At 36.8% G+C, this 12,587-nt stretch carries 12 protein-coding genes; 9 read left to right on the top strand and 3 right to left on the bottom strand.

The window, feature by feature from the left end; genetic code table 11:
• The first annotated feature begins 131 nt into the window (after positions 1-131).
• Entirely contained in the window at positions 132-860 is a 729-nt protein-coding gene (locus H9L01_RS02110; RefSeq protein WP_187534382.1) for a tyrosine-protein phosphatase, read from the top strand.
• Between the two features lie 15 nt (positions 861-875).
• A complete protein-coding gene (locus H9L01_RS02105; RefSeq protein WP_187534380.1) occupies positions 876-1,241 on the top strand; it encodes a hypothetical protein in 366 nt (121 codons plus the stop codon).
• Between the two features lie 37 nt (positions 1,242-1,278).
• On the opposite strand, the gene nrdG is transcribed toward H9L01_RS02105, so the two are convergent.
• Both nrdG and H9L01_RS02095 read right to left on the bottom strand, forming a co-directional pair.
• A complete protein-coding gene (gene nrdG / locus H9L01_RS02100; protein ID WP_187534378.1) occupies positions 1,279-1,824 on the bottom strand; it encodes an anaerobic ribonucleoside-triphosphate reductase activating protein in 546 nt (181 codons plus the stop codon).
• Positions 1,821-4,145, bottom strand: coding sequence for an anaerobic ribonucleoside triphosphate reductase (locus H9L01_RS02095; protein ID WP_187534376.1), 2,325 nt, complete (start codon positions 4,143-4,145; stop codon positions 1,821-1,823). Before H9L01_RS02095 ends, nrdG begins: the two co-directional genes overlap by 4 nt.
• 169 nt (positions 4,146-4,314) lie before the next feature.
• Here H9L01_RS02095 and H9L01_RS02090 point away from each other — a divergent pair, with 169 nt between their 5' ends.
• Entirely contained in the window at positions 4,315-4,521 is a 207-nt protein-coding gene (locus H9L01_RS02090) for a helix-turn-helix domain-containing protein (protein WP_187534374.1), read from the top strand.
• On the opposite strand, the gene H9L01_RS02085 is transcribed toward H9L01_RS02090, so the two are convergent.
• Entirely contained in the window at positions 4,498-5,658 is a 1,161-nt protein-coding gene (locus H9L01_RS02085; protein WP_187534372.1) for a MalY/PatB family protein, read from the bottom strand. The genes H9L01_RS02090 and H9L01_RS02085 overlap by 24 nt on opposite strands.
• Before the next feature lie 178 nt (positions 5,659-5,836).
• On the opposite strand from H9L01_RS02085, the gene secG reads away from it, so the two are divergent.
• The 6 genes from secG to H9L01_RS02055 all read left to right on the top strand — a co-directional run bounded on the left by secG (position 5,837) and on the right by H9L01_RS02055 (position 12,587).
• Positions 5,837-6,061 carry a preprotein translocase subunit SecG gene (gene secG, locus H9L01_RS02080; protein WP_187534370.1) on the top strand — a complete coding sequence of 75 codons (225 nt, stop codon included), beginning with the start codon at positions 5,837-5,839 and terminating at the stop codon, positions 6,059-6,061.
• Between the two features lie 30 nt (positions 6,062-6,091).
• Positions 6,092-8,194 carry a ribonuclease R gene (rnr, locus tag H9L01_RS02075; RefSeq protein WP_187534368.1) on the top strand — a complete coding sequence of 701 codons (2,103 nt, stop codon included), beginning with the start codon at positions 6,092-6,094 and terminating at the stop codon, positions 8,192-8,194.
• Complete coding sequence (smpB, locus tag H9L01_RS02070; protein WP_187534366.1) at positions 8,169-8,612, top strand: SsrA-binding protein SmpB; 444 nt, start codon at positions 8,169-8,171, stop codon at positions 8,610-8,612. Before rnr ends, smpB begins: the two co-directional genes overlap by 26 nt.
• A gap of 1 nt (position 8,613) precedes the next feature.
• Positions 8,614-8,889, top strand: coding sequence for a hypothetical protein (locus H9L01_RS02065; RefSeq protein WP_187534358.1), 276 nt, complete (start codon positions 8,614-8,616; stop codon positions 8,887-8,889).
• A 252-nt stretch (positions 8,890-9,141) separates the two neighbouring features.
• Complete coding sequence (locus tag H9L01_RS02060; RefSeq protein ID WP_187534356.1) at positions 9,142-11,937, top strand: cation-translocating P-type ATPase; 2,796 nt, start codon at positions 9,142-9,144, stop codon at positions 11,935-11,937.
• 2 nt (positions 11,938-11,939) lie between these two features.
• Entirely contained in the window at positions 11,940-12,587 is a 648-nt protein-coding gene (locus H9L01_RS02055) for a potassium channel family protein (protein ID WP_187534354.1), read from the top strand.

The following is a 12,587-nucleotide window of genomic DNA, read 5'->3' as shown; positions in this document are numbered from 1 at the left end:
AATATTTGTTATCGAGCACTAAGCTCTTGAGTGTATCCTACCAACAGTTCGTGATTATTTCATAAAGAGATTGTTAAAATTTCGTTAATTACCTTAAACTGTGATAAAATAGGCCCAATGGAGGTTACATTATGAGTGAACTAATAAACTTTAGAGATTTTGGGGGATACCAAACAAAAGATGGTCGTCGCGTTAAAAAAGATACCTTTTATCGCTGTGGATCATACCGTGATTTAACTGAGGAAGACCGTGATTATCTAAGATCACTCAATATTCAACACCTATTGGATTATCGTGAATTAACAGAGTTAGACAGTGATGAACAACGAGAAAGTTTTGCTAAGAATGTTCATACTATTTCTGCATCCGCACACTTAGGATTATTTGAAACAGATAAAACAGTACCGTATACAATATTGACTACAGAATCCATGGATGAATTCTATAAAAAATTACCATTTAGTAATCCGGCATACATCAATATGTTTAATATCTTATTAGAGGATGGTGCAACACCTTACTTGCATAACTGTACAGCTGGAAAAGACCGTACAGGTCTTGCTACATCATTGATTTTACTTGCATTAGATGTGAAAGAAGACATTGTAACATATGAATATATGTTATCAATGGATGCTTATGATGCAATCGTTGAAAATGAACGCCGTCGTATGAATGGAGACTTAACTGAGGAAACTCTCTATTATAAAATTCCAGGATTAATCATTCGTCCATCATATCTTCAAGCATCGTTTGATGAAATTCGTCGTGTTTATGGAACCTTTGATCACTACTTTGAAGAAGAATTCGGTTTAACACGTGAGAAACGTGACCAACTTAAGGAAATGTACACGATTTAATTTCTGGAGGCTACCATGAGTGACACATTAAAAAAATGGATTCACATTGTTCTATCCTTCTTTGCTTACCTACCTGCCGTGATGTTATTAACATTAAACATTATGAGTTTTTCTTGGATTTGGGAAGAACTTACACGTGATCCATTGATGGGAATCTTTAGATTGGTATTATTGGCAAGTTATTTTGTCATTGCCTATCTTATTTTGAAACCCTCAAAGAAAGAAAATATCATTGCTTGGGTAATTATTGCCTTGCAAGCAATCTATCTTCTCATAGAGAATTCACCAAAATTTTCGCCCTTACAATCGATTAGCACTTTAGTTATCTATTATGGATCGGTGTGGGCAATTCATTATTTTATCTTTAAAACTAAAGAGTAGTAAAAGACCTTAGGCAGCAAGCTTAAGGTCTTTGTGTTTATATGAAGATATCATAGTCCCTGTCTTCAGTAGATTCTTCTGGATCAACGTAGACATCGGAGACAATGGCTTTACCTGCTTCAAGGGATTTCGGAACATCTATAATTCGTTGGTTAGATGAACCGCGATAAAGAGCAGCAAGGCTTCGTTTACGAATCATAAATCGTCCATCGATGACGATGTCCAATTGACTTAGGTATTTTTGGACAAAGGGATCATGGTGACGCATTAATGCTTCATACGTAAATCCAGTATAGGACCAGAGGCTATAGCCTCTTTTCTTTAATTCCTTCGCAATGTAGTAAAGAGGTTCTGCTTGAACGAAAGGTTCACCGCCAGAGAAGGTTACTTTTCCAAGGTCAACTTGTAGAATTTGATCAATCACATCATCAACATCCACAAGCTTACCACCTTCGAATGGAATCGTCTTTTGGTTGTGACACCCAGGGCAGTTATGAGGACAACCTTGAGTGAAGACAACTGATCGAATTCCCTCTCCATCTACAATGGATTCCGGGACAAACGACGAGAGTCTTATTTTCATAAGTCGTGTTTAACACGATCGTGTTCTTCGGATCGTTTTGCATCGTTAAAGCGGTCTAGAGTTCCTACAAGATATCCTGTAATACGGCGGATTCTTTCGAAGCCATAGTCACCTTCGTCTTCGTGACGACCACAGCTTGGACACGTTTCATTAATGATACCGGTGTAACCACAACTTGGGTCACGGTCGACAGGGTGATTTATGGCACCATAACCAATTTCATAGTCGTGCATGAGGCGAACAACTTCTTCAAAGGCTTCAAGGTTTTGAGTGGTGTCACCATCAAGTTCAACATAGGTAATATGGCCACCATTTGTGAGTTCGTGATAAGGTGCTTCAAGAGCAATTTTATCTTTAATTGAAATATCATAATATACTGGTACATGGAATGAGTTTGTATAGTAATGACGATCTGTAACTTCAGGAATTGACCCAAAGATTGAACGATCAATCGCTACAAATCTTCCGGAGAGTCCTTCTGCAGGTGTTGCAATGAGTGAGAAGTTCAATTGTTCTTCCTCAGTGTAACGATCTGCTAGATCGCGCATGAATCCAACAATTTCTAAACCGATTTTTTGTGATTCAGCACTTTCGCCATGATGCTTACCTGTTAATGCTTTTAGACATTCTGCAAGACCAATGAATCCAAAAGCAAGGGATCCGTGTTTTAACACTTTGTGGAGATTATCTTTTGGTTTGAGTGATTTTGAATCCATCCAAACGCCTTGTCCCAATAAGAATTTAAAGTTGGATACTGATTTACTGCATTGAACTTTATAACGTTCAATGAGTTGGAATTTCACAAGTTCCATGAGGTGTTCTAACTCTTCGTAGAATCCTTCAAAGTCTGGTGTTTCATTCGTGAGAATACCGTGTTTAATTCCTAGTCTTACGAGGTTGATGGATGTAAAGCTTAGATTACCACGACCTGTTACAACTTCTTCCCCAGGTGCGAAGATATCGGACATAACACGAGTACGACATCCCATATAAGTGATTTCTGTTTCGTAACGACCTTCTTTATAATATTGTTTATTATATGAAGAATCGATGAATGAGAAGTTAGGGAAGAGACGTTTTGCTGATACTTTGATAGCAAGTTTAAACAAATCATAGTTAACGTCTTCTGGGAAGTAGTTTACACCTTCTTTAACTTTGAAGATTGAAATAGGGAAGATTGGAGTTTCTCCTTTTCCTAATCCTTTATCAAGTGCTTTTAGGTAGTTTTCCACAACCATGCGTCCTTCTGGAGAGACATCTGTTCCGAAGTTTATAGAGCTGAATGGAACTTGAGCTCCTGCACGTGAGTGCATCGTGTTTAAGTTATGGATGAATGCTTCCATCGCTTGGAATGTAATGCGGTCGGTAACTCGAACTGCTTTATCATATGCTTTTTCAATAATTTTTAATGTATGTGCATCATCTGAGAACTTACTAAATTCTTGTAAATCTAAAGTCAGCGATTCAACTTTATCGATATGTTTGATGATTGCATTGATATCTACAGTATCTAAAAGATTTGAGATTTCAAGGAAGTCATAAACACGTTGTTTGAATTGTTTTTTAAAGGTAAGTAACACACCTGGAGCCATGTAATAATCAAAAGCAGGGATACTTTGACCACCGTGTTGATCATTTTGGTTTGATTGAATTGCGATAGCAGCAAGTGCTGCATAAGACATAATATCTTGAGGTTTTCTTAAATGACCATGACCTGTAGAGAATCCATGTTCGAAAAGTTGTTCGAGATTGATTTGGTTACATGTTGTTGTTCCCATTGGTAAGAAGTCCATATCATGAATATGAATTTGACCTGAATCATGTGCTTCATAGTAGTCTTCGCTCATTTGATATGCTTTCGCAAATTCTTTTGAGACAGTAGAACCAAACTGTAACATCATTCCCATTGGGCTGTTGCCATCAACGTTAGCATTTTCACGTTTTTCATCCGCATCGATAGCTTCTTTTTGATTAAGTTTTTCGATTGCTTTCAAGAACTTATGTTGCTTCGCAATAAAAATCTTACGGGATTCGTTACGACGATTACGATATGAACTGAATGATTCATATACTTCAATATAGTTTTGTCGTAAGAGTTCTTTTTCAATGAGATCTTGGATGTGCTCGATTGAGATATATTCTTCAGTTTTAGATATTTCCTGAATTTGTTCTAAGACTGCATTGTAGACGTGGTTGGCATCATCGCCTGTATATTTATCAGATTCGAGTGAATCAAATCCTTTTTTGATTGCTACCGCAATCTTTTCGCCATTAAATGTAGCTTTTTGATTATCGCGTTTTAAAATGGTTATTGTTTCCATGGTAAACCCCCTGTTTCCTTCTAAAATCTATGGTAAATTAAAAAAGTCTGAAAGGCTATGAAACAAAGCGAGAAATTCAAAAGTACAGCATTTCACAAGTAATAACATAATATAATTAATGTTTATCGTTAAAAATAAATGTGGTATAATCGAAAATAGAGGTGATTGAATGATAATCGTAAGATTGGATCGTGTCATGGCAGATCGAAAAATGACACTTAAAGAACTATCGGAACGAACTGAAATATCTGAGGTAAACCTGTCAAAATTAAAAAATTCAAGGGTGAAAGCGATACGCTTTTCAACCTTGAATGCAATTTGTACAGAATTAAAATGTCAACCTCGAGATATTCTAGAGTTTGTTTATGATATCTAGCATGGTAGTGCAGGCTTTTTCTATGTAGTGTTGTGGCGTTGCAATATTCATACGAATAAAGTTCTTACCATCTTCTCCAAATAGAGATCCTTCATGTACAAAGACACCGTTATCAATAAATTCTTGAATGAGTTCGGGATGCTCTTTTGTATAAGGTCTGAAGTCAATCCACATGAGGTATGTTGCTTCCAAAGGTGAAACAACTGCCTTTGTTTTAGAAAATGTCTCTTGAATGATAGAGGCATTTTTATTTATTTGTGTAATAACAGTATCGAGCCATGGTCTTCCTTGAGTATAGGCGGCATGAGTTGCGACGATGGCAAGTGCATTGACACCCATTGCACCATAACGTGATGCGTGTGTCACAAATTTATTTCTTAAAGCAAGATCTTTGATGATAATGTTGGAAAGTTTTAAACCGGCAAGATTAAATGTTTTGCTTGGTGCGGTACAAATGATTGCGTGAGGGTCAAAATTCGCATATGAAGTAAACGTATATCCTGGCATAATAAGATCTGCGTGTATTTCATCACTTACTACAGGGATGTTGTACTTTGAGCTGAGTTGCGCTAGGGTGCTTAGCTCATCGTGTGTCCAAATATGACCCACAGGGTTATGGGGGTTACATAGAATCATCATTTTATTGTTGGGATTGGCAAAAGCAGATTCGAGTGCTTCGGTATTGAGGGTATAATTTCCTTCGTGATTTGTAAGTGAGATATTCACTAAGGTTCTTTTGGTTTCATTGATAATTTTAAAGAATGATTGGTATGAGGGTGTTAATACAATAACGCCATCATTTTCTTCAGTCATAATTTGGATGGCTGTACGCAGTGCAGTAATAACTCCGGGTGTCATTACAATATCCTCTTGACTTACGTTGAGTCCATAGTTATCTTGGAGCCAATCTTGAACTGCTTGATAATAATCTTCATTTGGGAATGTATAACCTAAAATACAGTTGCCCATATATTCTTGAACGGCTTCAATAATATGTGAATCTGTCATCCACTCCATTTCAGCTACTGTGAAGGGAACAAGATCTTCTTGGATTGAATGAGGATTCGCTGTGAGCATTTCATCCCATTTATAGTTCATATTACGTCGTGGAATTGCTTTATCGTTTAAGTTTATCATTAGAAAACCTCCTGCTAGTATTTTAGCATATTGATGCAAAAGAGGCGGACTATTTGGCCTTCCACACATAAAAAGCACATTTATTAAAGGTTTTAACAAAATCATCACATGAATACCGTTGTTTTGAATTTGTTTTTTTGGTAAAATAAGGTGTACATAAAAGAAAAAGGTGAATAACATGGTTAAAGTACTATTACTTATTACATCTGCGGTATTAATTATTTTATCTCTATTACAAAGTGGAAAATCAGAAGGATTTACGGGTGCATTCTCGGGAAGTAAAGGTTTGGATTTATTTTCAAACTCGAAAGAGCGTGGCGCTGAAAAAGTAATTTCAAATCTGACATTAGTTACGGGTGTTCTATATTTTGCACTTGTGATTATTGCTATTTTAGGACAATAGAGAACCGCAGATGCGGTTTTTATTATTTTTATGACTAATAATAATTACGAACTAATAAAAAATGCATTACGTCAATCAAAACAATTACAAACATTGGAAGTCTGGATAGAGAGCTTCTCCCAAATGTTTGGTTTTTCTGTTTCGGAAGTAAAACATCTTCTTGATGATTTGGTGGATGATGAAAGTATCTATATTGATGAGGTCGTCTATTTACTTGATCCCAATATATATACAATCGGAACATTTCGTGTTGTGCGAGAAAACTTTGGTTTCGTAGAGAATGATTTGAAATCTGTTTATGTTGGTAAAGATGATTTTAATCAAGCAATGGATATGGATACGGTCTTAGTATCTGTGAGTGTAAAAGACGATAAAGAATATGGAAAAATTGTTAAGGTTATTAAGCGTAATCGTGATGTTATCTTAGGAACGATGAAATTTAAAAATAAAAAACTGACTTTTATTCCGTATGATTTAAAAATTACACAAGCTGTTGAATATCAAGCGGGTACGATGAAACTTCAAGAAGGCCAACGTGTCATTGGTAAAATAACGCATGTGGATGATGTCATTCATTGCGATATTATTGATGTGCTTGGAAGTGCGGATGAACCGGGAATGGATGTTCGTTCGGTACTGTTTGTTTATGGAATTGATGTGGAGTTTAATGATGATGTTCTCAAAGAAATTCCTAACATTCCTCAAGAAGTGGATTCATCAGTACTTGGGCGTCGTATGGACCATCGTGATCAATATGTTATTACGATTGATGGCGAGGATGCGAAAGACTTGGATGATGCTATATATATGGAAGCAAAAGGTAATGGTTATCGTCTGTATGTTCATATCGCTGATGTTGCTCATTATGTTCAAGCAGGAAGTGTCATTGATAAAAGTGCATTAGAGAGAAGTTCCTCAGTATATATGGTAGACAGGGTTGTCCCAATGTTGCCTAAGGAACTATCGAATGGTGTATGTTCACTTCATCCGAATGTTGAACGTTTTGTTATGACATGTCAAATTGACTTAGACTTTAATGGTGGCGTCATTGACTATAATATTTATGAATCTATCATTACTTCAAAACGTCGTATGTCATACAATGAAGTGAATTCAGGTGAAGACTTGGGTGAAGTTCAGGAAATGATTGATATGATGTTAGATTGTGCGAGTCGCTTACAATACCGTCGTGAGCAAGCGGGATCAATTGGTTTTGATAGTGACGAGAGTCAATTCATTATTGATTCCAAGGGTAATGTCTTAGATGTCTTTAGACGTAAAACAGGTGAAGCTGAAGAGATGATTGAAGCGTTCATGGTTTGTGCCAACGAAGTGGTTGCAAGTCACTGTAAGCATCAAAGCATTCCAATTCTTTACCGTGTTCACGAAAAACCAACGAAAGAAAAAATGCAAGAGTTGTCACATACCTTGCGTATCCTTGGATATCGTATGAAGGGAAGCCTTGATGATGTCCATCCAAAGACAATACAAAAAGCCCTTGAGTTCTTTGAAGGGAAACCAGAATACCCTGTGGTATCGCGACTCATGTTGCGATCGATGAGTAAAGCGAAGTATTCAGAAACGCCCGTGGGTCACTTTGGGTTAGCATTAGAAGATTATGCTCACTTCACATCTCCAATTCGTCGTTATCCTGATCTTCTTTTACATCAACGTTTGAAGAAATATCTTTTAAATCATGACTTCAGTCATTTTGAGCAAGATGAACTTGCAACAATTGAAGCTGGAAAACACACGTCTTCGAAAGAACGTTCAATTCTTGAGGCAGAAAGACAAGTTGAAAAAATTAAGAAAGCTCAGTTTATGAGTGATAAAATTGGTGAACGTTACACGGGATTTATCTCAGGCGTCAGCAACTTTGGAATCTTTGTGGAACTTCCGAATACAATTGAAGGGCTTGTTCACGTTAGAACATTACGTGATGATTATTATCAATATGATGCTGCAGCTCAGAAAATGATGGGTGAAAGAACTAAAAAGGTTTACGCAGTAGGGCAACAAGTTAAAGTTAAATTAGTTGCTGTTGATGAACTTGAACATAGCATTCAATTTGAATTTATTGAACCACGAAAAAGGGGTGTGAAACATCATGGTCGTCGTCGCAAAAAATCGTAAGGCTTATCACGATTACTTTATTGAGGATGAGTTTGAAGCAGGAATGGTATTAACTGGAACTGAAATCAAATCAATTCGTGATGGTAAAGTACAACTTAAAGAATCCTTCATTTCAATCAAAGATGGTGAAGCGTGGATTAAAGGGATGCACATTGCACAATACGATCAGGGAAATCGTTTCAATCATGAGGAGGTTGCAGATCGAAAACTGCTTCTTCATGATTATGAAATAGAAAAACTTGATAAAGCTGAACGCATTAAAGGATACACGATTGTACCTTTGGATATTCACTTGGTCCGAGGTCGTGCAAAGATGAAAATTGCGCTTGCAAAAGGAAAACATTTGTTTGATAAGCGACAAGTTGAAAAAGAACGTTCTATGAATCGTGATATTCAAAAAGCGATGAAACGTTATTAAAATGATTCGTTTTTTGGGTCGTAAAGGTAAGGGAGTTATTCTTAATCTTGTTGTTCTTATGATGCTTGTATGGTATCTTCCGTTTTGGACACCTACAAATGGTGTGAAGGATATTGCAACTGGTTCAACCCCACCTTTGGGTGTTGTCCGTGATGGACCGCGAGTGATTCTATGGAACCATGGCCGTCTCGGTCTCTATATCGTGATTCAAGGAATCTTTTTAATCTATTATATAAGTGAAAAAAGTCTCATAAGTGATAGCGTGAAAAAAAGTTAAAAACCAACTATAATAGAAGTATCAAAATACTGGATACTTCTATTTTTTTATCGTCAAATCAAAAAGAAAAGAGGTGGAGAATTATTAACAAAAATTAACAAAACCCATAATGTTTTGTTATGATTTGCGCTTACATATGAACAATTGGTGAAACTAATAAAATTTTTCTAAAATCGAGATTAAATATATTTACTTTTCAAAAAAAAAGAGTATATTTGTTCAAGTAGAAAGGCGATTAGGACAAAATTGCACATGGAAAAAGAAGAGATTATTAGTGACTCCAAAGATATCTATCGCGTTGCGAATACGGATGTCTTAAGTCATTTGAACCTTGAAGAAACAGGGTTAAGTAATCAAGAAATTGATAAGAGAATATCGATGTTTGGTAAGAATAAGTTAAAAGAGGTTAAAGGGAAACCCCTAATCTTAGTATTCTTGGCGAACTTCACAAGTATGATGGCTCTCTTGCTTTGGGCAAGTGGTATTATTGCGATTATTGCAGAGATGCCTCAACTTGGTATTGCGGTATGGTGTGTAAACATCATCAATGGTTTGTTTAGTTTTTGGCAAGAGTTTCAAGCGGGAAAAGCAACGGATGCACTCAAGAACATGCTTCCGTCGTATGCCCGAGTCGTTAGAAATGGTGAAGAACAACAAATCCTTGCAGAGGATCTCGTTCCTGGTGATATTGTATTAGTTGCGGAAGGTGATAAGATTTCCGTCGATGCACGTCTCATTGAAGCTAGTGATCTACAAGTTGATCAATCAACACTTACTGGTGAATCAAATCCAGTGAGAAAGGTTAGTGACGCGGTTTTAAAAGAAGGTTTATCACCCTTTGAAATATCTAACATGATTCATGCTGGAACATCGGTATCCAGTGGAACCGGTAAGGCAGTCGTTATTGCGACAGCAATGGAAACGGAATTTGGTAAAATTGCGGACCTTACTCAAAACATGGAGGAGGAACTCAGTCCTCTTCAAAAAGAATTAAATGTGCTTACAAAGCAAATATCATTAATTGCTTTAGGTATTGGTGTCGTATTCTTTGTTGTATCTGTATTCTTTGTAAAAGATGGTTTTGCGAAATCATTTATCTTTGCATTGGGAATGATTGTTGCTTTTATTCCAGAAGGTCTCTTACCAACTGTTACATTATCACTTGCAATGGCAGTACAAAGAATGTCGAAAGAACATGCACTTGTTAAGAAACTATCTGCTGTGGAAACACTTGGTTGTACAACTGTTATCTGTTCAGATAAAACAGGTACTTTAACTCAAAATGAAATGACAGTAAGTAATTTATGGACTGTTGACGGTGAATATGATGTTACCGGATTGGGTTATGCGCCAGAAGGTAATGTGGAAGTGAATGGCGCAAGTGTTAATGTAAAAGGAAATAAAGATCTTGATACATTAATTCGCTTGTCAGCACTTTGCAACAATGCGAAAATTTTACCTCCTTCAGAAGAATCAGATCGTTACACAGTTTTAGGTGATCCAACAGAAGCGTGTCTTTCTGTTGTTGCTCAAAAATCGGGTTATTCACTCGAAGAAATATTTAAAAATGAACCAAGACTTCGTGAGTTGCCATTTGATTCAAGTCGTAAGAGAATGACTACGGTACACCAAAGTTTTGGAGAACGTTTGGCTTATGTTAAAGGTGCTCCTAAAGAAGTTATGGAACTCTCTAACAAAATATTAGTGGGTGGTATGGTTCGTGATATTACAGAATCAGAACGTCAAGAAATTATGGAAGCCAATGATAGCTATGCTCGAAAAGGACTTCGTGTTCTTGCATTTGCTTATCGAAACTTAAATGAAGTTGATAATCTACCGAAAGCAATGAGTGCTTATACTCCGGAATTAATCGAAGAAGATCTTGTCTTTGTTGGATTGATGGCTATGTCTGACCCTGCACGTCCAGAAGTTAAAGACGCTGTTGAGTTATGTCATAAGGCAAGCATTCGTATTATCATGATCACAGGTGATTATGGTCTTACAGCTGAAAGTATTGCAAAGCAAATTGGGATAGTTCATGGTGAAAATCCTCGTGTTATCACTGGTAAAGAACTCTATGAACTTTCAGACGAACAGCTTCAAGAAGCACTAGAAGAAGAAGTTATCTTTGCGCGTGTCGCTCCTGAACAAAAATACCGTGTTGTTTCTTGTCTTCAAACGATGGATCACATCGTTGCCGTTACAGGTGATGGTGTTAATGATGCTCCAGCTCTTAAGAAAGCAGATATCGGAGTTGCAATGGGTATTACAGGTACGGATGTTGCGAAAGAAGCAGCCGATGTTATTTTAACGGATGATAACTTTGCTTCAATAGTTAAAGCAGTTGAAGAAGGACGTACCGTATATAGTAATATTCGTAAGTTTTTAACCTATATTTTAAATAGTAATATGTCTGAAGCAGTACCCTCTGCAGCGTTCTTGTTCTCGAGAGGTGGTATTCCATTACCGTTGACTGTAATGCAAATTCTAGCCATCGATTTAGGTACAGATATGCTACCAGCCTTAGGTCTTGGTACAGAGCTTCCTGAAGCAGGAATTATGAATGTACCACCACGATCACGTGATGACTCATTATTAAATAAGAAAACAATCATCAAGGCATTCTTATGGTACGGACTAATTGCATCAATTATCGCAATGGCATGTTACTTCTACATCAACTTTAAAAATGGTTATTCATTCAGTAATCTTGCAGCAGATGGCCTTGTCTACCGTCAAGCAACCACGATGACACTTGCTGCGATTGTATTCTGTCAAATTGGTGCGGTGCTTAACTGTCGTACTGAAAAACAATCCGTCTTTAAGATGGGTATCTTTAGTAATAAAAAAGTTTTAATTGGAATTGTATTTGAAATATTCTTAATGGCATTTATGATGTATGTGCCATTCATGCAAAGCATTTTTGATACAGCGCCTTTAGGAGTAACCGAATGGATTATTCTCGCAATCATTCCTATTCCAGTATTCTTAATCGAAGAGTATCGTAAGAAAATTGTTCGAAATAAAGTACAAAAGGAGGAGCAATAAAAATGAAAGTAATCATTATTGGTAGTGGCCGTATGGGTTCAACCCTTGCGCTAGAACTCTCTAAAGGTAAGCATGATATCACCGTAATCGATGATCATGCAGAAGCTCTAAATAAATTAGGACGTGACTTTACAGGAACTAAAGTAGTTGGTGTTGGGTTTGATAAAGAAGTACTAGAAAAAGCAGGTATCGACCGTGCTGATGCAGTCGTGGTTTGTACAAGTAAAGATACAACCAATGCACTTATCGGACGTATTGCAAAGAACATCTATCGCGTACCTCAAGTTATTACAAGACTTTATGATCCACGTAAAGCTGAAATTTATAATATGCTAGGATTACGTACGATTTCCACAACAGATTGGGGAATCAAACGTACCATCGAACTCTTGAACTTTAATCAACTTGATACCATCATGTCATTTGCTGACGGTGATGTGAATGTTGTGAAAATTGAAGTTCCAGAATTAATGGTGGGTCGTGTGGTTGATGATTTTTCTGAACCACTATCCAGCACAGTAATTTGCTTAACACGTAGAAACAAAGGAATGATTCCTACAAAAGGAACCGTTCTTGAACGTGGTGATATTGTTCATGTATCTGTCCTCAATGAATTTATGGACCAATTTAGAGAAAGAGTAGGGTTATAA

Origin of the sequence: Erysipelothrix inopinata (assembly GCF_014396165.1) — a bacterium.
In the GTDB taxonomy this organism is placed as follows: Bacteria; Bacillota_I; Bacilli_A; order Erysipelotrichales; family Erysipelotrichaceae; genus Erysipelothrix; species Erysipelothrix inopinata.
Note: the sequence above shows the minus strand (reverse complement) of the source record. Positions and strands in the feature narration are given on the sequence as shown.

What these genes read in the sequence shown, in the direction of transcription:
- H9L01_RS02110 (WP_187534382.1), top strand. Translation starts at nt 132, where the DNA reads ATGAGTGAACTAATAAACTTTAGAGATTTTGGGGGATACCAAACAAAA.
- H9L01_RS02105 (WP_187534380.1), top strand. Translation starts at nt 876, where the DNA reads ATGAGTGACACATTAAAAAAATGGATTCACATTGTTCTATCCTTCTTT.
- nrdG (WP_187534378.1), bottom strand. Translation starts at nt 1,824, where the DNA reads ATGAAAATAAGACTCTCGTCGTTTGTCCCGGAATCCATTGTAGATGGA.
- H9L01_RS02095 (WP_187534376.1), bottom strand. Translation starts at nt 4,145, where the DNA reads ATGGAAACAATAACCATTTTAAAACGCGATAATCAAAAAGCTACATTT.
- H9L01_RS02090 (WP_187534374.1), top strand. Translation starts at nt 4,315, where the DNA reads ATGATAATCGTAAGATTGGATCGTGTCATGGCAGATCGAAAAATGACA.
- H9L01_RS02085 (WP_187534372.1), bottom strand. Translation starts at nt 5,658, where the DNA reads ATGATAAACTTAAACGATAAAGCAATTCCACGACGTAATATGAACTAT.
- secG (WP_187534370.1), top strand. Translation starts at nt 5,837, where the DNA reads ATGGTTAAAGTACTATTACTTATTACATCTGCGGTATTAATTATTTTA.
- rnr (WP_187534368.1), top strand. Translation starts at nt 6,092, where the DNA reads ATGACTAATAATAATTACGAACTAATAAAAAATGCATTACGTCAATCA.
- smpB (WP_187534366.1), top strand. Translation starts at nt 8,169, where the DNA reads ATGGTCGTCGTCGCAAAAAATCGTAAGGCTTATCACGATTACTTTATT.
- H9L01_RS02065 (WP_187534358.1), top strand. Translation starts at nt 8,614, where the DNA reads ATGATTCGTTTTTTGGGTCGTAAAGGTAAGGGAGTTATTCTTAATCTT.
- H9L01_RS02060 (WP_187534356.1), top strand. Translation starts at nt 9,142, where the DNA reads ATGGAAAAAGAAGAGATTATTAGTGACTCCAAAGATATCTATCGCGTT.
- H9L01_RS02055 (WP_187534354.1), top strand. Translation starts at nt 11,940, where the DNA reads ATGAAAGTAATCATTATTGGTAGTGGCCGTATGGGTTCAACCCTTGCG.